Source organism: Chryseobacterium metallicongregator (genome assembly GCF_031324065.1).
Taxonomy (GTDB): domain Bacteria; phylum Bacteroidota; class Bacteroidia; order Flavobacteriales; family Weeksellaceae; genus Chryseobacterium; species Chryseobacterium metallicongregator.
Genome location: NZ_JAVIXS010000015.1, coordinates 15,493 through 37,211 on the forward strand (window position 1 = coordinate 15,493; position 21,719 = coordinate 37,211).

Sequence of the window (21,719 nt, forward strand, 5' to 3'; positions counted from 1 at the left end):
TCAATAATAACTTCATAGGCAGTATAAATTGTCTATGAAGTTTATTAAAAGACTTGAATAAATCATTAAAAAATGAACAATAATGAAGAATCAATTAAGTAATATAGCAGTCCAATACCGTAAATTCAGTAAAGGGCAGTATATAGAAGATCCTGATCAGTTCAATGAGTTCCTGGATTTTTTCGAAGACCAGGACCGTTTGTCCAGAGTATTGCTGCAGGGAGTGGGTATTGTATGCGGTCTCAAACCAAAACTTATTTATAAAAACAGGCTGCTCAGCAGCATACAGCTTTCTCAGGGAGTAGCACTTACCACCGATGGCGATTTATTAACCCTGAACAATACGAGTAAGAAGAGTGAAGATCTGTACATGAGTGATCTGAAGACAGTTGATCTTGAAAATAAAGACTTCACCCATTTTAAAGCATATGATAATTTTAAAATAAAATACCCGTCGTTTTACGAGGGAAACGAGCAGATTGAACTATGGGAATTGGCAACGGCTCAGGAAGCAATATCAGATTTTCAACCTATTAATAATCTTACAAATTTAGAGGATAAATACCTGTTACTGTATTTGGAAGATTATGAAAAAGAAATTAAACCTTGTAGAGGAGTTGACTGTGATAATCATGGAATACAACAAATCAGAAACCTTAAAGTATTAGTTACTACAGCAAGTGGGATCAATCATATTCTTGGAGAAGATGGTTTTACTCTGCCTGACCCCATAACAGGTGAGGTTCAACTTAAAAGAAAAGATCGTCTTCAGCCTCATCCTTTGTTTATCGAAGATATCATGGAGCCTGTGAAACAAAACAGGGTTATTTTAGAACAGTTTGTTTCAGAAAAAAAGTTGAGTGCCTCTGATTTAAAGAATATATATATCAAAGCTCTGGATAAAACTGATTTTGGGAAGGTTGTTTTTGAAAGAATGGAAGCAATCGGTAAAATAGTAGGGATTTCAACAGCCAACCATGATACATTTAAAGCATCCTTTACCAGAATTTTTAATCAGGAGTCAGGTTTTCAGTATGCTTACGATGTTGTAAAGGATTTAATGGATACCTACTCTGAAATTATAGAATTGCTTCCTAAAGCATTCACCAAATGTCTTCCGGATTTTGTTTCTTTTCCTAAGCACATCATGCTTGGAAAATTACTATCAGATCTCCAATTGGATTTCTCAAGACATCAGTTTTATAACTCGCCTGCTCTGGATGATGATAAAGCAACCCAAAAAGTTAAAACCCTGATTAGTCGTTTTAATCAGCAAGCGGGATATTTTAATCCTGATAATATTGTTAAAAATAAGGAAAGGGTTAAAATTACTCCGTCACAAAAATTAAATCCTCTGAGTAATAAAGCAATTCCCTTTTATTACACGGTTACAGAAGATTTCTTAAAAGCGTGGAATTTTGATAAAACAAGCAACAGGTCTTCTAACAGCAACCTGACATTTGATACGGATTGGGTGTTAATAGGAAAATTTGAAAAAGAAAGCCCTTTAAACCTCAATATAGATGACTATTCGTTTTATAATATAGAAGGTCATCAGGGAATGGATTATCAGATTGCTTTTGAACAGATAAAAGAAATTAAGGATAAGCAGCAGCTGGGATTTGATATTATGCTCTTGTCTTTAGAAGAATTAAAAGGAAATAAAGACCTGTCAAAAGCATATTTCAATGAATATGTAGAAAAAAATTCGGGATTGGAGCATAAGCGGGGAGTAAAACGTGGAGGTACTTTTATCCTGGTTTATGATTCCATAAAAAATCCAAAAGTTATTGCAGATTTTTCACTTCCATACATCTGTTGTACTCCAAAAGCAATCATCAAATTAAGTTTGCCAACTTCTGTAATCTGTGCTGAATCTAATCCTATACCTTTTACAGTATCTCCTATGAATGGAGTTGTGAAAGCAAATATTGGTAATGGCGTGAAATTTATCAATGGACAATATGTCTTTGATCCGAAGGCGGTGGAAGAACAGTTCTATGGTCAGGAAATTACCTTTACTGTCAATGGGAAACCAACTGATTGCAGCATTAAAGTGATTTCGGAACCGGATATGAAAGTAGAAGTCGTTGAACCTGTTATTTATCCTGGAGGAGATTCAACAGCAACAATAGTCAACTTTAAAGTTTCCGGAGCAAACTTTGCAGACTATACGTACAGCTGGGATTTCCTTGGGACTGACGTTTGGGCTTCTTTCAATCCTGATGAAAATGGCTTTGTAAGTTATAAGTATTACAATCTGGATCCATCAAGGATTCCAACTGTAAGAGTGAAGGTGATTGGTAATGGCTGTACTCAGACTGTAGCTGTAAATTTGCCACTGACCAAAGAGTGTCCTGTGATTTCAAATATTAAATATTCAGTTGTTGATAATGGTGATGGTACCCAGACATTCACATTTGATTGGGATTTACCTAAAGACCTCACGGGAATAACAGGCTTGAATATTTATGATTCAAATGACCCTGGAAATGGCTGGCATTATGAATCCGGATCATATAGTCCGCGAAGATCAATCAAATTGCCTTTAGGTAAATACGATATTAGATTCGGATTGGTGGGTTCGTGTAGAGAAGCAGCAAATACTGTAGATCTTCCGGGATTTGATGATATTGGAATTGAAAAAGATCAGAATAATCATCCACCTACTGCGTTGATCAGATGGAAGGATAATTCAGGAATTGAGGACAGGCTATGCAGACAATCGGTTTGTAGTTTTACCATTGACGTTTATGCAACGGATCAGGATGAAGATATTGCAACTATTCAGATTTTTAAAAGTACTGATAATGGAGCTACATGGAGTTTGTTTATTGGTAATCTTACTGGAACTTCATTTACCGATACCATCAACAGAGCTGGTACACAGTTGTATAAAGCAATTGTTATAGATAGAAAAAACAATACAACAACTTCAAATATTCTGTCTTATAAAAAAGAAAATCATCCACCTGTTGTATCAATCAAATGGAACGATACAGCCGGAATTGAAGATAGGGTATGTACACAGTCTGCTTGTAGTTACACAGTTGGTGTGTATGCAAGCGATCCTGATGGTGATATTGCCAACGTTCAGATTCATAAAAGTACCAATAACGGTGCTACATGGAATGTGTTTATTGGCAATCTTACGGTGACTACATTTACAGATTCTATAAACGGAGTTGGTACAAATCTATATAAAGCAGTTGTAGTAGATGGAGAAAATAATACTGTGACTTCAAACATTCTTTCCTATAAAAATGAATATCGTCCAACGGTTGTGATCAATAGCATTAGCTTTCCTAATAAAAATTGCTGTACTGTTGAGCTGCCCACTATTTTAGCTGGTGCCGGTGGAAATCAGAACATTCTTCTGTCTAATTTACGTTTTAGGGAATTGGGATTAAAAGGATGGGGTAGAGGAGCAGATGTGCTTCTGTATTTCTGGAGCAAATTAGAAGGTCCGGATGTAATCCTTGAGAATGTTAACGAACCAACTCTGATCATCAAAGATTTACAAGTTGGAAAATATAGATTCCAGCTTTTGGTCAAGGATGCTAATAGTGATGCATTTGAAGTTGATGTAGCAGAAATAAGAGTGGATTAAAGAACATATTCTTTGTGCTATATCTGATATAAAGGGGTGTTTTTTATTTTTTGGAATAATTACAACATCCCTTACATACTAGAAAAAATAAATAACAACAATAAACATAATATAATGGAAAAATGTGATGTTTCATTTAAAATACAATATCAATCTTCCGAGACAATAACAGAGGCTTCTGTGGAATACAATTATCCACCAGGATCCGCAAATGTAGAAACCGTTGATATAAGGAATGCAGTGCTTCAGGATAGTAATTCGATAAAACTACCTGGTATTCAGGAAGTGGGTACTTACAATCTGGACGTTAAACTGGGGGTCAATGGTGTTCTTGCTACAAGCAATGCTACATTGAACGTTGGAGGGTGCAGTTCTTTCTGTGAAACTCCGAAGGTTCTTGATGTAAAAGTACTGGAGGATGGGCAGCTGGTAATGAACTACGTGGTTTTTAATACCAGCAATCTTGCCGCATTGGAATACCAGATAGCGAAGGATCCTGCTTTTAAAGAGGAAGATATTATTTATTCAAAGGTGGGTTTTAGTGATGTAAATTATACCCAATTTGAAAATATTGACATGAGAAATGGAAATATTCCAGATAAAACTCCTTTATACATAAGAATAAGAAAATATTGCAGGCCCAATGGAATTTCGGAATGGTCGGATTTCGTGAAATTTGACTCAGGAATATGGGGAGTAGAAGCTTACTGCTTGTCCGGTGTAGATGATCGTAACCGGGACTCTCTTTGTTTCGGAACATCTCCTGCATGGAAAGTGAAAGTAACTTTAAGCCCCTTTAGACCAGATATAGGAAGCTTGATTCACCTGACTAATGGTATGCTTGCAATACCGGATAATATAAGAGAGTTTGAGCAAAATGCACCTGAGAATTTCAAAAAAAGTGGAATACGATGGATAAGATTCCTAAGGTCTGATTCAGAATTTAACCCAAGTTTAATTTATCGGGTAGATCCGGACTCAGCTGAAATACGGGAAATTGAAGAAGATAAATGTTATTAGAATATCTTACATTATAATGATCTGAAATGCCCCAATAAAATCCTCAAGAAATTGAGGATTTTATTTCCCTAGGCAATTATCTTCTGTTGTTTTTACGTCTTGTACTTATAATATTGAAAAGTTTCGCAACATCCTTCAAATGGATCTCGAAATCTTCATAATATTCATTCAGAGAATGAAGGGTGATGATCCCTCTTTCCACATCATGGTTGATGATTCGCTTTACCAAAATCCCTTTCTCTTTGTGAACGATTACAAAATCCCACTTATCATAATGGAGTTTACTCATCCAGTAATCCTGTCTGATGTTTCTGCATAAGATTATATCACCTTCCAGATAGCTTTCGTATGATCCGTTATCCATACTGTCTCCTTTCACTTCAAAACACATGTATTCACCTCTGTGCTCTACATCATCTGTAAAAGGAATAGTGGGTAAACTATCTATATATTCTTCATCAGCAAAATTACTCAGATAACCGGCTTGTGCGTATTGATTCGCCAATGGAACATGCATGATCTTTAAATCTGAAAAAACAACTGGAGACGCACTGTCATCGTTGAGTTCCTGTTGTTTTAATAGTAGATTGGTGACAAAGTAAGCGGTTGTTTCCGGTATTTTTCGTTCGCCTTTTTCCCAATATTGCACGGCTCTGGTGCCCACTCCTATAGATTTTGCTATATCAGCCTGCTTCATGTTTAGTTTCTTTCTAATTTCTTTGAATTCTAAATAGTTCATTTTGATATGTTTATAGTTATTTGTAAAAAAAAATGAATAATTTGTTCGTTTTTGTTTTGAAAAACGAACAATGTTCGTATATTTGTTTCGTCGTTAAGATGGAACAGTACAAATGTACAAAATTATATTTAAAATTTAATATTTTTTTAATATTTTAAAATATTGCTTTTTGTTTGTAATTGTATGTAATTAAATGAGTTGTAAATTTATTTTATATGTGGTGTATTTAAAATATAGATATTTTCTTTTTTTATTTTATCCGGAGCTAGTAGGGATAGGGAAAATTTCAAATACTCTTTAAGGTGTAAAAAGTGCGTTTTATTGTATTGTTTTATTTGTGTTTTGTTCGTTTTTAAATTGTTCCTCTAATGATAAAAATGCGTTTATTTTTGATAGATATCTAAATAAAGCAATCATTTTGCTCTTTGTTTTTTCCTGAAAATAAAAAAACAAGTCCAACATGTAGAATAACATTACTGCTCAACATATAAAATATCGATTAATTATAGTTGTCAGTAAAGTTGCTAATACATCCTGAGAGGGCAAATGAAATTTAAAATAAAGAAGTCAGGGTAAGATTTTTATTGATAAATACCTGGTACCGGCTTCTAAAAAAACAAAATTAATTGAATTAGACATCTTTTTAGAAGGCGGAATATTCGTCTTTAGGGATTCTTATGACTTAATGAAACGGTCAACAGGCAAGAGAAGGAAGCCTGTCTGATTCAAAAAAACTTTTTAACCACAAAAACTTTTAACCATAGAATATGAAACGTAGTAAAGAATTAGTCGAAAAAAGAAAAGATTTTGTCATTGATTATGTAAAACGTAATCAGGATAAACAGATGAAAGTGATTGTCAACGAGTTGATGGAAATGTTGTTTTTGTCTGAAAGAACAATATATAACATCATTCTTCAACCATAGTATACGGTCACGGAAGAAAGCTCAATCCTTACCATTTAATATAATGTTGTAACATGAATATCAATAAGATAATGTTTGTAGATAGTGTGTATTCATAATTCATTTCTTGAAATTATTCATTCTAAAAAGATAAAAAAGGATTCAAAGCTATTGCTAAATCCTCAACAGCCTCATACAGATTAAAAGGCTGCTCTAATATCTTTCTCAAATTTAAATTATAGGTAAAATATTAAGGTAAAAAACGGTTTTTGCTTTGTAGTTCTGTTGTTTTAAATAAAACATGAATTGTAAAAGGAAACCGTTTGGCCTTAGTGTATTGGAAGAGAAATCAATTTTAAAAAAAACTAAAAAAGCAATTGTTCATTTAATAAAATTCTAGTAACCATGAAAAAAAAAGAAAAGAAAAAAAAGAAAAAAGATAAGGAAAAACTGAAGAAGCCAGGTAGAGATATCAGTGATATTATTGACGAGTTAGCGTATGCGGATGAGAGTGAAAATATCATGAAAATCAGAAAGTTTTTAGATGATATGTATATCCTGTCTCAGGAATAATTAAACATCTGAAAGTGGTTTGAAAATTAAAATTTTTAATAAATAATAGAGAAGAAAAAGAATGAATTTGGATAGTATAAAAGCCCTGTTAATCGGAACTGCAATAGCTTTTTCAGGAGGATTACTTAGGGTACTGGTCTCCATACAAAATAAAGAGAAAAAACAACCATGGGAGCATTTTATCACATTGGTAATCGTAGTCATCGTAGGCTTTACAATGAGCTATTTAATGAACAGAGCTGAGTTGCATGATAAATGGTATTCAACAGGGATATTATTTGTGCTTGGCTACGGTTATGATAAATTCCTGAAAATGATCACTACAAACCTCCCAAACTGGATTGATAAAGCAGTGAATCTTTTTATTGAAAACCGATATGGAGTGGAGACAGACAGACAGTTTGATGAGGAAGAAGAAAAGAAAGATGATATGAAATAATAAAAAGATTCTGAAATAGTCTTTACCGTAATGACAGAATCAATCACTCTAAAGGAGATATTCTCCCGGAAAAGAGTGGATTTAAAACTTAAAAAAAACTGAAAATTCAAAAGCAAGAGAAGAAACCAGGAAATGGTTCAGTGTTGCCTGTTTCTCAAAGTCAAATACCATTTCTATTTACTTATGTTCTTAAAGAATCTACCTCACCCGGTATGATTTTTCCAACCCGGCAGGCATCCTATAAGGCACAATATCTTAGTTGTGCCTATAGGTCTTTTAAAATAATATGAAATTAAAAAACTAAGTCAATGAAAACAGCAAAACCTGTAGAAAAAGACAATAAGGCCCATAAAAACCAGAGCAAAAAGCAAAAGCCGAAAAATCCGGTAGTTGTACCTCTGCCCGAGGTTGATGTGGTCAGTATACAAACACAAAAATCCGGAAATAGGAGCGTTACTGCCGGATTAGCAAGCCTCAATGACAGCCTGCTCAACCTCAATGGTACTATTGCGGGGGTTCATGATTCACGAGACATTTATGGCCAGGGATCAGAAAAAAAATATGGAAAACTCCAGGAGAGTCTGGCGAAAACCGGAGACATCAACCATCCTGACACCAGGAAAATTGAAAAAGGCTATATGTCTACTTTGAATGACAATCAAATACAAGATTATCATAAACTCAAATCGGGAACCTACCTGCCCAAAACAGTACAGGAACAAGCTGTCGTTTATCAGGAAAGCAAGAGCAATCAGGAAGCAAAAGCGGATACAAAGACGTCAGGAAAAGCCGTTTCCAGGAAACCGGAAGTTGTTGCTGTAGAAAAACTTCAGTCCGTAACTGCAGATAAAACGATAGAGGCTGATGCGGAAACAAAAACCTCTGCAAACGCCACAGACAATCCTGGATTTATAGAATTGAGCGGACGGATCAGCGCTACAGCTCAAGTGCAGAAACGCCACGAACCTGCAAAAAAATCATCTGAAGATGCACAAGCTGCAGCACCATCACCAGCCAATGAACGCCAGAGTATGGCGCAAGCAAGTCAGGTGAATACCATGGATGAACAAAAACCAGGGCTGTTCAAGAAAGAAGATTTTAAAGCTTTGCTGAGTGAAAAAATACATAACATCAAGCTTCCGAAAAATGAAGAGCAGGCAGATGAGTTCGAGAAACACAACAACATACAGGAAGTTAATCAAAAGGCAGTAGGCGATGTTAAAAAAGAAAAGAATCTGGCATCTAATGATATTGCTTCTGCAACAGCTGCACAACCTGATACCGCTGCACAGCCTGTTCGTGCCGTTGCAAAAATGCCAACACAAAATGTAGGTATTGCTCCGGGAACACCTAATGTAGTGAAAGCGATGCCAGTGAAAAGAAATGCAGAAAGCGTAGAACAACCTATTAAGGAACAAACAGCAAGCATCGACAGTGAAATGAAAGCCAATGGAGTCACCGATACAATGCTGGCAAAATCTAATGAGCCTACGTTTACAGATGCTTTGGCACAAAAGAATAAAGCCAAAACCCAAAGCGCTGCAGCAACTCAACAGTTCAGAACCAACGAAAATAAGGAGCTGTCTAAAACCCGTAATGAAGCACAAACACAGGCGGCCCATCACATTAGCGGCATGCATGGTGCGAGAAAAGGCGGACTAGGTAATGTACATGGTGAACAAAAGCAGACCTCAGGCAAAGACAGCCAGAAACGAAAAGAAATTGCCGATCATATTAATGGTATTTACCTTACCTCCAAAACTGATGTGGATGGTATTTTAAATAATCTGGACAAATCGGTGGCCGAAAAATTTGATAATGGCAGCAAAGAAGCTAAAAAAGCATTTGAAGCCCATGTCGATAAAGAAATGAAGGCTTATAAAAAGAAACGTTATGGGGATGCCTATGCAAAATACGGAGCCTTAGTGGCAGCAGGAAAATGGTTATGGGACAAAGCTACAGGCTTACCTAAAGAGGTCAACAAATTTTTTGACAGCGGTAAGGACCTGTACATTAAAGTCATGGATAAATTTATTGACCAAATCGCAACCCATGTTACCACGCAGCTTAATGCAGCCAAAACCAGAATTGCTAAAGGCAAAAAAGAGGTACAGACTTATGTCAACAGTTTATCGCCAAGTTTAAGAAAAATTGGAAAAGATGCTATTGCAGAGATCCAAAGCAAATTCAATGCATTGGAAGACAGTGTAAACAGCAAAAAGGATGCATTAATTGATGTATTGGCTAAAAAATATGCAGACAATATAACAAGTATTGATGCCAGAATTTCAGACTTAAAAACACAAAATAGCGGATGGGTTAATCAGGCTCTTGAGGTACTTAAAACCAGCGTGTTTGCTATTATTATTGAAATTAAAAATACGCTTACCAATTTATTATCCGGTGTTATCAGTGCTATTCAGGCGATCATCATGGATCCGATTGGGTTTTTCAAAAATCTTATTGCCGGAGTTTCGCAAGGATTTACTAACTTCGGAACTAACATTTGGAATCACCTTAAAACTGGTTTCTTCGGATGGCTGACCGGAGCGATGAAAGGGATTTCTCTAACGATGCCGGAAGATGTATTCTCATTGAAAGGAGTTTTCTCCATTACCACGCAGGTGCTTGGTTTAACATGGAGCGGAATCAGAGCGATTGGATCCAGAGTGATAGGTGAACCTGTAATGAAAGTCCTTGAGACTGCTTCTGAAAAAGGTCTTGAAATAGTACAGATCGTCCGTAAAGAAGGTGCTGCCGGACTTTGGGGATATCTTAAAGATCAGTTTGCCGACCTTAAAACGACAGTGATGGATGCCATTATGGATATTGTCCAGACACAGGTAATTCAGGCCGGAATTAAATGGGTGATGGGATTGCTTACTCCGGTAGGAGCATTTATAAAAGCGGCAATGGCGATTATAGATGTTGTGAAATTCTTCATCCAGCGTGCAGCACAAATCATGGAATTGGTAAAAGCCTTTACCGATAGTATAAAAGCAATTGCGAGTGGAAATGTAGGTGCTGTAGCTAAATCAATAGAAAATGCTTTAGGCAGAGCTGTTCCTGTACTGATTGGCTTTTTAGCTTCTTTGCTGGGAATTGGAGGATTAGCAGATAAAGTATTGGGTGTTATCCGAAAAATACGTCAGCGTATTGAGAATGCAATTGTGAAGTTCTGGAACTTTGTGAAAGGAAAGTCCATAAAATTGTTCAGTAAATTGGGTATTGATAAGAAAGGAGCTAAGAAAAATACTGAGAAGAAAGATGGAAAGACTGGTGAGAAGCTTGAAGATAGTGAAGTAGGAAAAGTAGTACGTTTTTCTGCTGAAGGAGAATTACACACACTTTGGATTGCTAAAAAAGGAAATAATGTTGAGGTAATGGTAGCCAGTACTCCTATGAGTGTAGGCAAGAAGCTAAAAGATTGGCGAGATAAAATAGATACTTTACCAGAAAAGAAACGTGAGAGGGCAAAAACTTTATTAGATCAAGCTGATGCTTTGTATATTGAAACTCATCAGGAAGCAGAAGAAACAGATAAGGCTTTAGATAAAGCTAATAAGGAAAATGCATCTAATGATGAAGTTAAAAAAGCGAAGACTTTAGACAAAGATGTAGAAAATAAAGAAGAAAGGCTTTCAGGATTAGTAGAGCTATTATTTAGTATATATAATCCAATAGACTGGAATGTAGTTGGAACCACTCAATTAACAAGCGCTGAAATTAATAAATTAAAGTCTATAAAAGGAGGAGATAATGTAATAGATTCATTAGCTGAACTAAGTACACATGCAAATAAAGAAAATTATATAAGTCTTATAAAAGAGGTTCGTGTAATGATGACGTTACAGAATAATGCTTTGTTTTTGGGAGTTAGTATTTCTAAAGATCGAACTAAAGGAATATCATTTAATAAGAATAATAATGGTCTGAACGAATTGACTGAAATAGATATAATAACAGATAAAGAATTAATTGAAGTAAAATCAGGTAACTGGGGTATAGCAGATAGGTCAAGTGGAGATTATAAAAAACTTGTAATACAAAAAGATTTAATATATGGAAAGCCTCCTATTACAGATGAACATAACAGAAAGATCGATTTATCAGGAAGAATATTTGTTTTACAGATAGAATCAAATAAAATAAACGCAAAAGTATTGGCAGCTATTAGAAAAGATAATGCAGTAGATAAGCTCAAATTTGGAAATGGTAATATTATAATTATAAATGATTTAAAAGAGGTAAAGCCAACAAAGCTTAAAAATGCACCATTTGTTTCATCGACTGAAGATTTTAATAAATTAATTTAAATAATATGGGAAATTATACAACTGACACTGTTATTGTAATAGAAAAAACACTTACTAAAGATATTGTAAATATAGTAGATAAAATCATGATAGAAAATGATTTCACCATTGCTTATGGTTATAGCCGTTTTTATTTTGAAGATACTAATCCGGATAGTGACTTTGATGATTCAAAAACAGTAGAAGCAGAAACTATAGAAGATGCCTTAAAAACTTTAGAGGAATTTAAGAAAAACCCTACAGGAGGTAGTTATGAATACAATATGTTTTGGGGATATGATGAAGACGGCCAAGCACTTGGTTATAATTTATCGGTGGATTTTCGATCGTTTGATAACAAAAATATAGAAGCTGTCATTTTTTATGTAAAGGAAAATATTTTTGAAATGGCACACGAAAAAGAACTAAAAAGAGTGTTTGCAGAAATAAACAAACGAGCTAAAGTAATAGCAGCTACACAAAAAACAGACTATTATTCAGATGATTACCATGAACTTGATGTAATAGAAGAAATTCTGTCTGGAAATGTTCATACAAAATATGAGTATAAGTTTCTTTAGAATATTCATACTTAGTATGAGATATTGAAACAATTAATATAGTATTTGATAAAGCTTTAAATAAGGCTCCGTAAAGTTGAAAGATGCTTGCGGAGTCTTTTAATTTAGCAAAATTTCTATAATTCCCTACTACCTCACGAATCCTTTCGTGCGGTTTTATTTTCAATCATTTATCTACAAGTTTTTATCTTTATAAAAGAATAATCAATACTTTTGAATACATCAAATAACCAAAGTCAATAACTCATTAAAATATTGAATATGAAAAAAATACTATTCTTTTGTTCCCTTCTCTTCAGTCTTTCTTTAGTTGCCCAAACTATAGAATCCGGAAGCCACAGTACTACGGGGTATATCAAAAGTGACGGGACCATAGAAAACAGCAGTCATTCCACCGTGGGATACATTAAAAATGATGGGACAATCGAAAATAAAAGCCGCAGTACTATTGGCTACATCAAAAGTGACGGAACTATCGAAAACAAGAGCCACTCTACAGTGGGCTATGTGAAAGAAGACGGAACAGTAGAAAACAGCAGTCGTTCCACTATTGGTTATATCAAAGATGATGGAACGGTTGAAAACAGTAGCCGTAGCACAATTGGTTATGCGAGAGGAATCAAAAAAGAGTGGGCGGCGGTAGTATATTTCTTCTTTAAGTTGGATTAATCATCAACTCTGCGAAAAGAAATTAACGTTAAGTATAGAAGCTAAAAAGGCTCGGATTATAAGATCCGGGCCTTTTTTATTCCTGCAAAGTAGAGGGTACTGCAACTACAGAATAGCGGGGCCAAAAAACTTTCACAGGAACAAAAAAAGTATGAATTTTGGGCAATGAAACGTAAGAAGTCATCATCCTGCTTCTTACAACTAAACGGTGCTGCAACTACAGCGTAACGAGACTAGAACCCTTTTCCAGGGATAAAAAAAGGATGAGTTCAGAACTTTAAAACATAACATAAATTATCATTGAAACCAAAGTGTAATAATGCCCGGAAGCATAAATTATAAAGAAGTATTATGGAGGAAAATAAACTAACAACCAGAGATCAGTTAAAAAACTATTTTGAAACAGGAAAATATCCTACACAAAGCCAATTTGAAGATCTGATAGATTCCTTAAGGCTTAGAGAAGATGTTCTTACCAAAAAAGAGCTGGCCATTTTTGCCAATAGTTTGGCAGCTATTGACAACCTATTCGTTAATTTTTCAACAAATAATGTCGGAAATCTAAAATTTTCAATCGTGGTAAGCACAAATGATGAACCGGATCAGGTGATCTCATCTACTGATTTCAAAAGCTTTTTAGATAAACGTTATTTTGTAGGGAGTGCCCCTTATACAATAAAAATAAAAGAAATCTTTGAAGGTGATTTGAAAGAAACGGAATATTATAGTTTGGCTTATCAATTAGATCAGACCTACACTATTTATAGATTGTTCGGGAATAATCTGAACACAATCCCTGTTGGATTTGACTTTGGAGAGCTGGAAGGTATTGGGCTACCTATACAACTTTCAAAAGGAGGTTTTGGAAGAAAAATAAACATTTTAAACACCAGTGTTAAATTCGTTAATAAAACTGAAGTGCCTATCCAGTATAGAATAGAAAGCACCGGATGGAATGATCGATATAGAGCTGAAGATACAGTTACGGATCATTATGACCTGGAAGATTCTTTGAGTTTCTATTATAGAGCAGACCTTACGAAAGCCAGTCAATCCATTAAATGTGAAGTCTATAATGCCGAAAATGATACCCTTTTGGCAACCGGTTATTTACCCGCAGGCCAAAACCAGGTTTCGTTGAATGGCGGACAGGTTAATGGAATCAGAAATGTAAGAATCGAATGCAGCTATTCTGAAAATGTAAAATAGTGAAAGCTAAAAAAGATGAGTTTCGAACTCCAGACTGAGCATACGTAGAAATGAAAACCAAAGAACAATAAAATATAATGGAAGAAAATAAACTGACCCCAAGAGAAGAATTAAAAACCTATTTTAAAACCGGTGAATATCCCACCCAAAATCAATTTTCTGATTTGATAGATTCATTCTGGCATAAAGATGAAGTGATGGATTTGGAAGCTATAAAAGGCTTACAAGCTTCTTTAGATAATAAATTGGATAAAGAAGTTGAACAAATTCTTTTAGAAGCCGTAAATGATGCAGTAGCCAGTACAAAATCAATTGTCAAAGGAGAAGCATTTCCAAACAGTTTACCAACAGCGTGGATAACGGGTGATCCGGATCTTTACGAAAAATGGGAAGCCAGGACAGTAGGTACTTATATCAATTTTAAAAATATTTCCGGTGTACCTGTTGAAGTTACAACTGCAGACTTGGATGAACAATTAGTATTTCTGAATGTTAGTAATGGAGTTACGAAAAAAGACTTTGTGGCTGTTCCGGGAGTAAATGTAGCATTAGAATTTGACTCTGATAATAATATTGACGCTCAGGGAGGTAAACAAATCAATAGTTGGCTGGTCAATAAAGTAAAAGGAGGAGAATCTGATGAGGTAAGAAAATCAGTAGAAGAGGTAGGCGGCTTTTATAAAAAGATTGGAGTTGAATTGGCAGGGACTTCTCCTGATGGAATACAAGCTGGCTTATACAATATTAAATCAAATACAACAGCAGTTTCAGATTCAAATAAATTTTTAACAAAAGCAAATATAAGACTTGCAGTAGCAGGTAATTTAAAGTTTTGTATCGGCCGCTATGATGGTACAAAATTTATTATGCGTTGGGAAAGTGAAGAAAAATTGGGAGTTGCCGGTTGGAACAATTTTGATTTTACGAACCAGAAAATAAAAATCAATACCGGAGAAATGGCTGCTGTTTTTTGTTTACCAACTACATCAGCTCAAATATTTTATGGAGATCCGGGTGCTGTCGGAAATAGATTTGTTCAATATAGTACCACTTCAGGAGGAGTACAGGCAGGTGTCGGAAGTTATTATGCTCTGTGGTTTGAGCTTTCGGATATTAATGAAACTACTCTGCAAAGTGAATCTGTTTTCAATCTTTCCAAATCAGTTAGTAAAATTGTAGAAGATTATTCTCAGAATGGCTATACAGGTGTTGAGGTTGGAAAAGGAGAATCTGGTGTTTCGGTAGATTCTGATGGTATAGAAGGATACGCAATTAATAAATTAGAGCTTGAAAATTCCCATATATTAGAAAAAATTGAAATCAGAACAGTTACTGCAGGGGCTTATCAAATAGTAACCGGATTTTTGGACCAGGCTGGGAAGTTTATTGAAAAAAATGTAATAAGAAAGACTTTAAATGCCGGGTTTAATGTTGTTACAATTGATCCGATAATACTTGCAAAAGGAGAGTATGTGGGGTTAAAATTTCCTTCAAAATTTCCTGTGAATAATACACCTGCAATAGCAAATCTGTGGGCTGCTGACAATTACACCGGAGTGCTGACGCAAGTATCAGGGAAATCTCTTCCAATGAAGTTATACCTTAAAGAATATATTGAAAGCCCTATATCTACAAAATCAGATTTATCTTCTATCAATTCATCAATTGCAGGATTACAACAGAATTTTACTTTTAACGGGAAAAAAGTATCCTTATTATTTAATCCGGATGGCTCTGTGACATGGGATTATGTTGCAGGATATTCAAATATACTTCATTTAGGAAATTCAATCGCCAGGCATCCGGTTCTTGCTTATTGGTGGGGGAGCTGGGGAATGGCTGCATCTGAGAAGAGTAAAGATTATGTTCATCGTTTTTTAGAAAAAATGAAGTTTTTTAAACCTGCTGCAACCACTGATGTGTTAAATATTGCCGGATGGGAAACTTCTCCTTCTACATGGGATAAATCTCAATTAGATACTTATTTGTCAGGAAAAGATTTGATTTGTGTAAGACTGGGTGAAAATGCAGTTTTTTCTGGAGCATTTAAAGCAGAGTATTCAGCATTGATTAATTATATAAAAATAAAAAATCCAACAGCTAAAATAATTATTGGAGGTGTATTCTGGGCAGATGTTAATAAAGACTCAGCAATGTCTCAGGTAGCCACAGAGAATAACTTAACCTTTGTTAAAATATCTCATCTTGATATTCCTGCAAACAGATCCTATATGGGAGCACAGGTTAAAGGTGACGATAGTCAGTGGCATACTGTCAATAATTCAGGTGTAGCAATTCATCCCGGTGATTTGGGAATGGAGGCTATTGCATCCGAAATGTTCAATGCTCTGGGTCTTTAAAGAAATAACACTTACTGCAACTACAGAACAGAGCGTTCAAAAAACTTTCCCGAAAAGAGAAAAAAGATGAACTTCGGCTTTGAAATCAAGTAACCCATCATTCGATGATTAAAACCAAGCAGTACCGCAGAATAGAGAAATTTAAAAATTTTTACAGGAATTTAAAAAAAATGAATCCCGAATTTTAAAAACATAACAAAAATAATCATTGAACCCAAAGGCAATTAAATTGTAAAGAATAATAAAATATAATGGAAGAAAATAAATTAACCCCAAGAGAAGAATTAAAAACCTATTTTGAAACAGGAAAACATCCAACGCAAGGTCAATTTTCGGAATTGATAGATTCTTTAAGACATAAGAAAGATGTCCTCACCAGTAAAGAAATGGTAATCCTTGCCAACAGTATGGCACTTATTGATAATGCATTCATTTACTATTCTACAAATGAAGTTGGAAATTTAAAATTCCGGATTGGTATCAGCTCACAGGATGAAGAAGATCAGGTAGTCACCGTAAGACAAACTGACATCGTTGTGGAAAAACAATTCTTATTAGGTAGTGCACCTTATACTTTTAAAGTAAAAGAAATATCGGGAGAAACATTAAAAGAAAACGAATATTATCTTTTGAGATATGAAATAAGCCAGAGCTATACGATTTTTAGAATGTTTGGAAATGGCCTGAATACAATTCCTGTAGGTTTTGATTTAGGATCACTGGAGGGTAAAAGGTTACCCGTGAATATTTATAAACAGAATTTTGGAAGAAAGATAAACGTTCTGAATACAGATATTAAGTTTGTTAACAAAACAGAAGTGCCTATACAGTACAGAGTAAGTGCAAGTAACTGGAGTGATAGATTCAGAGCTGAAGATATGGTTACTGATCATTATGATTTAAGTGATCATTTAAGCTTTAATTATAAAGCAGACCTTACGGGATTGAGTCAATCTGTACGATGCGATATCTTTGATGAAGATACCAATACCCTTTTAGCTACAGGCTTTTTATATGCCGGACAAAGTCAGGATGCATGGTATGGCGGTGATATAAATGAAATCAGAAATGTAAGAATCGAATGTAGTTATTCTATTAATGAAAAATAGTCTGACTGGAATTTCTTAACAGCAATCAGGAGTACAAAATATTCATACTTCTGAAGTAACAGTACTGGAATAAACCATCATTTGATCCTAAAAAATTAAGAGTTACTGCAACTACAGTACAGATAGGGCAGAAAACTTTTATAAGAACAAAAAAGGGATTAATTTTGAACTGTACACAACAACAACATAGTAATTGTTATTATGTAACACAACAAGCCGCATCCTATCCCTATAAAAGATATTAAGATCGCAAGGCGGCAGAGAAGTAATCCATTACATTCTCATTACTAAAAATACTACCTCAATCGGAGAGACTCTCATTGGCAGGACTCCTTTTAGCATCTGAAGTCCCGGAATTTTCTGATATGTAAACATTTGAATCTCCTTCTGGAAGCAGAATGGCTGATCTTCGGATCTCTTGTTCTCCTTCAAACGCAGATTGATTCTTTAAAATGAAGGACTCCAATGAAGGGCGACTTTCCAAAAGCAGTTGCGGAGCCAGCTATGGAGAGACACTCAAATGTGAGCAACTTTCCGGTTGAGGTTTCTTGAAATAACGACAAGATAAGTGGAAGCATCTTAAAAGTGAAAATGATGCAGAACCCCGGATCTTAAAAAAGATAAAAACCAATGGAGTCAGAACAATTACAAAAATTATTTACCCATTTAGAAAAGGTTATTACATGGCGTATCAACAATCCTTCAGAGGATTTTAATATAGGAGCCCCTGAATTTAATACTAGTAACCATGAGAATTTTCAATTAGGAGATTATATTTCAGGGAAAGAGCTTGCCCATCAGGAAGTTGTGATTCTTTTAATGGCTTTGCTGCCACGATTAGATCCATCATTACTGAAACGCATTTATCTGGAACTTCCGGGGAGTGCACTGTTTGACTTCTGTTCAACCAATGATAGCGGCAGGCTCTTTTACCCTACAATTCAGGCAGTTCAATACGTTTTGGGAGGGGATAGTATTTCAGAAAGATTAAAATCACTGGATTATTTCGGTCCGAATTCGGTTTTGAGTCAAGAAGAACTCATTGTTTTTTCAGGTTCAGCCCATGAACATGCATCAATGAACAGCCAGATCAATATTCATGAAGAAGCTTTTAATAAGATCATGTTTGGCCTGGAATTATTACCGAAAATGAGCAATGATTTTCCTGCAGAACAAATACTTACCCATCGATCATGGACGGATTTGATTCTTCCTCAAATGACGTTACAGGAGCTTAAAAGTATTGAAGCCTGGTACAATAGCAGCCGGATTCTTATGGAAGATTGGAATATGCAGACCAAACTTAAACCAGGGTTCAGAGTGTTGTTTCATGGAGAGCCGGGAACAGGAAAAACTCTTGCGGCCAGCCTTTTAGGGAAATACACCCAGCGTCCTGTTTTCAGAGTGGATGTTTCTATGCTGGTCTCAAAGTACATTGGAGAAACAGAAAAGCAATTAGCTAAACTGTTCAATAAAGCAGAAAATAAAAACTGGATTTTATTTTTTGATGAAGCGGATGCTATTTTCGGAAAACGAACCTCTGTAAAAGATGCCCATGATAAATATGCCAATCAGGAAGTTTCTTATTTGCTGCAACGCATAGAAACATTTTCAGGGCTTATTATTCTGGCATCCAACTTTAAAAATAATATGGATAAAGCCTTTACACGACGCTTTCACAGCTGCATACAATTTAATAATCCAAAGCATGAAGAGCGTCTGCGTATCTGGCAGCAAAATTTACCCGAACAATTACAACTTGAAGATATTGATCTGGAACAAATTGCTCAACGATATGAATTAACTGGTTCTAATATTATGAATATCATACAGGATGTAAGTTTAAAAACAATTGCATTAAAAGAATCTGGTTACAAGGTAAGTTTAGATATGTTGCTGGATAGCATCAAAAAAGAATACGTAAAAGAAGATAAAATCTTTATGTAAGAATTTGAATACCATTTGGATTTCCTGGAATTGAAGAATTCAAGATAAGCCTTTTCAATTTTTAAAACTAAAACTCATGAAAACAAAAATTCTGTTGTTGCTCATCTTGAGCAGTCTCATGTTGGGCTGCCGGAGTAAACACAAAATTACAGCCACTTATAAAGAAAATACTAAAAATACAGAAGAAATAAAAGCTGATTCTTTAACACTTCAAACCTCACAATCAACTCAAAGTCTATCGGATGAGATGTCACTGAAGGAAGAGAAAAATGAAATATCCGGTGAGCTATTGATTAAAGGAAAATCTGACGCATCTCATCCCTTTGTTTTCCATAATGTGGTGGGACGTGATACCCTTCAACGTATTTCCATCGTGGGAAATGCAGAATATTCTATCAGCAGTTATTATGCAAAGGGCAACCATGAAAAATCAGAGGTTAAAAAAGAAGAAATTACCCATGCTGTTCAGGATGTAACCCAGAAAACAAGTTCAAAAGAAACAGTCAAAGAAGTGGCTTCAAATGTCTCTGAAGAAACAAAGAAAATTCAAACAGATGGATTTGAAATTCTGGCCTGGATTTTCATTACGATTATTGGAATCACTTTAATACTCATCTTTTTCACCTACAAATATTTTAAGACATGAAAACATCGCAAAAGGGAATCAATCTGATTGTATCATTTGAAGGTTTCAATTCAAAACCTTATCTGGATTCTGCCGGAATTCCCACAATAGGATATGGCAACACCTACTATCCAGGAGGAAAAAAAGTAACCATGAAAGATCCTGCCATCACTAAAGAAAAAGGAATAGAGTTATTTTCATCTGTTTTACCAACTTATGAAAAAATTGTCAACAGTAAAATTAAACTGAATCTTACTCAAAATCAATTTGATGCTCTCGTATCGCATACTTACAATACCGGAGGATCAGATGGACTATTTTCTTTGATTAATAAAAAAGCAGAAGAGCAGGCCATCAGAAATTGGTTTACCACGAAATACATTACAGCTGCCGGGAAAACATTAAACGGGCTCATCCGCAGAAGAAAAGCTGAAGCTGATCTGTTCTTTTCTAAATAAATAATTTCTACCTAATAGTGGGAACTTTAAACCATCTGTTATCATTGGAAATAAATCTCCAAAGTCAGGTGTAGCCTGCTTTGTTCCGGCTTCAAACTGCTCATACAGTTCAAATTTCAAACAAAGATGTTATAGCATCATTGTAATATTTTGAGATCGCAAAAGTGGAATCAGCTTCATGGATTCTTTCTAAGTGAACGCATAGACATATCGCTTCATCTGCAAGTATATGGACTTCTTCGCTCCTTTAAAATGTCACGCGATAGAAATAATCTTTAAGCCTTTCCCAATTATCAATTTTATCAAAACTAATTATCAATTATCAAATGAGTACACCATTACATACAATTTTCAGTTGGTTTGAAACTGGAGATTTTCCAACAGAAACCCAGTTTAAAGACACGTTTTTATCTTTTTATCACAAAGATGACTTAATCCCTATGAAAAGTATTGAAGGATTTGAAGAGACCTTTCAGTTATTTGCCAGTGCAGAAGCATTTCAGGAACACTTACAAGACCCAAAGGCTCATTCGGAATATCTAGCTTTATTGAATGCCAGCAACCTGACTGCAGCACATGTTGACAGCTGGAAAAGCAAACTCGGAATCAGCAATGTTGCTACCATCGACAGTTCTGATCAATTAGGCAATACGTACACGAAAATACAGGTAAATAGTTTTGTGGATGCACTGAAAGATGCTGATAAAGACTTAGCCCTGAAGATAGAAAATATTAGAAAGATACTATTGTCTAATGATCTGTCTTTAGATGAACTTCAGGAAATAGTAAACTTCATTAAAAAAAACCGTGATGATATTGAAGCTTTAAAAGCTCTTCCCATAGGAGAATCAAGTGAAGATAAAGTAAAGCTGTTATTGGACTACGGTTGGCTAGGCAGCCCGAAAAATCAACAGGAATTTAATAAGCAGATCTATGATAAGATTTTGCTGATCTCACAAACAGCTGAAAGTGCAGTAGTGCAGATTACCGGAAGTGCAGTATTTCCCAATACCCTTCAAACGGAAAATGTAATCATTCAGGCCCGGGACAGTGTTACCGGAAAAAAAATAAATATTGACGATTATGCAACCAATCAAACCATCGAGATTAAGATGTTGGGCGACCTTGCTAATCCGATTAACATTCTCATTTTAAAAGTTAAACCATAAAAAAATAAAAA

The 21,719-nt window shown here is 35.1% G+C and carries 17 protein-coding genes; 15 read left to right on the forward strand and 2 right to left on the reverse strand.

The genetic code is table 11. The features are described from left to right. The first annotated feature begins 82 nt into the window (after nt 1-82). Nucleotides 83-3,610 (forward strand): fibronectin type III domain-containing protein, encoded by a 3,528-nt coding sequence (locus tag REB14_RS15490; RefSeq protein WP_309522587.1) that lies wholly within the window; start codon nt 83-85, stop codon nt 3,608-3,610. A 114-nt stretch (nt 3,611-3,724) separates the two neighbouring features. Further along, on the forward strand, nt 3,725-4,630 hold the full coding sequence (locus tag REB14_RS15495; protein WP_145953261.1) for a hypothetical protein: 906 nt from the start codon (nt 3,725-3,727) through the stop codon (nt 4,628-4,630). Between the two features lie 76 nt (nt 4,631-4,706). Here the strand turns inward: REB14_RS15495 and REB14_RS15500 are convergent, their stop codons facing one another. Beyond that, on the reverse strand, nt 4,707-5,369 hold the full coding sequence (locus REB14_RS15500; protein WP_079242288.1) for a S24 family peptidase: 663 nt from the start codon (nt 5,367-5,369) through the stop codon (nt 4,707-4,709). 767 nt (nt 5,370-6,136) lie between these two features. Here REB14_RS15500 and REB14_RS15505 point away from each other — a divergent pair. The 9 genes from REB14_RS15505 (at nt 6,137) to REB14_RS15545 (ending at nt 17,509) form a co-directional block, all read left to right on the forward strand. Continuing rightward, complete coding sequence (locus REB14_RS15505; protein ID WP_156106583.1) at nt 6,137-6,295, forward strand: hypothetical protein; 159 nt, start codon at nt 6,137-6,139, stop codon at nt 6,293-6,295. A 384-nt stretch (nt 6,296-6,679) separates the two neighbouring features. Next, a complete protein-coding gene (locus REB14_RS15510; RefSeq protein ID WP_156106585.1) occupies nt 6,680-6,847 on the forward strand; it encodes a hypothetical protein in 168 nt (55 codons plus the stop codon). 67 nt (nt 6,848-6,914) lie between these two features. Continuing rightward, nucleotides 6,915-7,286, forward strand: a complete 372-nt coding sequence (locus tag REB14_RS15515) for a hypothetical protein (protein ID WP_309522588.1) — start codon at nt 6,915-6,917, stop codon at nt 7,284-7,286. Between the two features lie 308 nt (nt 7,287-7,594). After that, complete coding sequence (locus REB14_RS15520; protein ID WP_309522589.1) at nt 7,595-11,602, forward strand: phage tail protein; 4,008 nt, start codon at nt 7,595-7,597, stop codon at nt 11,600-11,602. A 5-nt stretch (nt 11,603-11,607) separates the two neighbouring features. Further along, nucleotides 11,608-12,162 (forward strand): hypothetical protein, encoded by a 555-nt coding sequence (locus REB14_RS15525; protein ID WP_309522590.1) that lies wholly within the window; start codon nt 11,608-11,610, stop codon nt 12,160-12,162. Nucleotides 12,163-12,423: 261 nt separating this feature from the next. After that, complete coding sequence (locus REB14_RS15530; RefSeq protein ID WP_309522591.1) at nt 12,424-12,831, forward strand: 5-fold beta-flower protein; 408 nt, start codon at nt 12,424-12,426, stop codon at nt 12,829-12,831. A 351-nt stretch (nt 12,832-13,182) separates the two neighbouring features. Next, nucleotides 13,183-14,040, forward strand: coding sequence for a hypothetical protein (locus REB14_RS15535; RefSeq protein WP_309522592.1), 858 nt, complete (start codon nt 13,183-13,185; stop codon nt 14,038-14,040). A 77-nt stretch (nt 14,041-14,117) separates the two neighbouring features. Further along, on the forward strand, nt 14,118-16,400 hold the full coding sequence (locus REB14_RS15540) for an SGNH/GDSL hydrolase family protein (RefSeq protein ID WP_309522593.1): 2,283 nt from the start codon (nt 14,118-14,120) through the stop codon (nt 16,398-16,400). Nucleotides 16,401-16,651: 251 nt separating this feature from the next. After that, nucleotides 16,652-17,509, forward strand: coding sequence for a hypothetical protein (locus tag REB14_RS15545; protein WP_309522594.1), 858 nt, complete (start codon nt 16,652-16,654; stop codon nt 17,507-17,509). 273 nt (nt 17,510-17,782) lie between these two features. On the opposite strand, the gene REB14_RS15550 is transcribed toward REB14_RS15545, so the two are convergent. Further along, on the reverse strand, nt 17,783-17,941 hold the full coding sequence (locus tag REB14_RS15550; protein WP_309522595.1) for a hypothetical protein: 159 nt from the start codon (nt 17,939-17,941) through the stop codon (nt 17,783-17,785). A 198-nt stretch (nt 17,942-18,139) separates the two neighbouring features. On the opposite strand from REB14_RS15550, the gene REB14_RS15555 reads away from it, so the two are divergent. From REB14_RS15555 to REB14_RS15570, 4 genes are all read left to right on the forward strand, one after another. Further along, nucleotides 18,140-19,456 (forward strand): ATP-binding protein, encoded by a 1,317-nt coding sequence (locus tag REB14_RS15555; RefSeq protein WP_309522596.1) that lies wholly within the window; start codon nt 18,140-18,142, stop codon nt 19,454-19,456. A gap of 76 nt (nt 19,457-19,532) precedes the next feature. After that, nucleotides 19,533-20,102, forward strand: coding sequence for a hypothetical protein (locus REB14_RS15560; protein ID WP_309522597.1), 570 nt, complete (start codon nt 19,533-19,535; stop codon nt 20,100-20,102). Continuing rightward, on the forward strand, nt 20,099-20,539 hold the full coding sequence (locus REB14_RS15565) for a lysozyme (RefSeq protein ID WP_079242275.1): 441 nt from the start codon (nt 20,099-20,101) through the stop codon (nt 20,537-20,539). The genes REB14_RS15560 and REB14_RS15565 overlap by 4 nt, the downstream gene beginning before the upstream one ends. Nucleotides 20,540-20,865: 326 nt before the next feature. Beyond that, the gene (locus tag REB14_RS15570; protein WP_309522598.1) at nt 20,866-21,708 is read left to right on the forward strand and encodes a hypothetical protein; all 843 of its coding nucleotides are present in this window, start codon (nt 20,866-20,868) and stop codon (nt 21,706-21,708) included. Nucleotides 21,709-21,719: the final 11 nt, after the last annotated feature.

What these genes read in the sequence shown, in the direction of transcription:
- REB14_RS15490 (WP_309522587.1), top strand. Translation starts at nt 83, where the DNA reads ATGAAGAATCAATTAAGTAATATAGCAGTCCAATACCGTAAATTCAGT.
- REB14_RS15495 (WP_145953261.1), top strand. Translation starts at nt 3,725, where the DNA reads ATGGAAAAATGTGATGTTTCATTTAAAATACAATATCAATCTTCCGAG.
- REB14_RS15500 (WP_079242288.1), bottom strand. Translation starts at nt 5,369, where the DNA reads ATGAACTATTTAGAATTCAAAGAAATTAGAAAGAAACTAAACATGAAG.
- REB14_RS15505 (WP_156106583.1), top strand. Translation starts at nt 6,137, where the DNA reads ATGAAACGTAGTAAAGAATTAGTCGAAAAAAGAAAAGATTTTGTCATT.
- REB14_RS15510 (WP_156106585.1), top strand. Translation starts at nt 6,680, where the DNA reads ATGAAAAAAAAAGAAAAGAAAAAAAAGAAAAAAGATAAGGAAAAACTG.
- REB14_RS15520 (WP_309522589.1), top strand. Translation starts at nt 7,595, where the DNA reads ATGAAAACAGCAAAACCTGTAGAAAAAGACAATAAGGCCCATAAAAAC.
- REB14_RS15525 (WP_309522590.1), top strand. Translation starts at nt 11,608, where the DNA reads ATGGGAAATTATACAACTGACACTGTTATTGTAATAGAAAAAACACTT.
- REB14_RS15530 (WP_309522591.1), top strand. Translation starts at nt 12,424, where the DNA reads ATGAAAAAAATACTATTCTTTTGTTCCCTTCTCTTCAGTCTTTCTTTA.
- REB14_RS15535 (WP_309522592.1), top strand. Translation starts at nt 13,183, where the DNA reads ATGGAGGAAAATAAACTAACAACCAGAGATCAGTTAAAAAACTATTTT.
- REB14_RS15540 (WP_309522593.1), top strand. Translation starts at nt 14,118, where the DNA reads ATGGAAGAAAATAAACTGACCCCAAGAGAAGAATTAAAAACCTATTTT.
- REB14_RS15545 (WP_309522594.1), top strand. Translation starts at nt 16,652, where the DNA reads ATGGAAGAAAATAAATTAACCCCAAGAGAAGAATTAAAAACCTATTTT.
- REB14_RS15555 (WP_309522596.1), top strand. Translation starts at nt 18,140, where the DNA reads ATGGAGTCAGAACAATTACAAAAATTATTTACCCATTTAGAAAAGGTT.
- REB14_RS15560 (WP_309522597.1), top strand. Translation starts at nt 19,533, where the DNA reads ATGAAAACAAAAATTCTGTTGTTGCTCATCTTGAGCAGTCTCATGTTG.
- REB14_RS15565 (WP_079242275.1), top strand. Translation starts at nt 20,099, where the DNA reads ATGAAAACATCGCAAAAGGGAATCAATCTGATTGTATCATTTGAAGGT.
- REB14_RS15570 (WP_309522598.1), top strand. Translation starts at nt 20,866, where the DNA reads ATGAGTACACCATTACATACAATTTTCAGTTGGTTTGAAACTGGAGAT.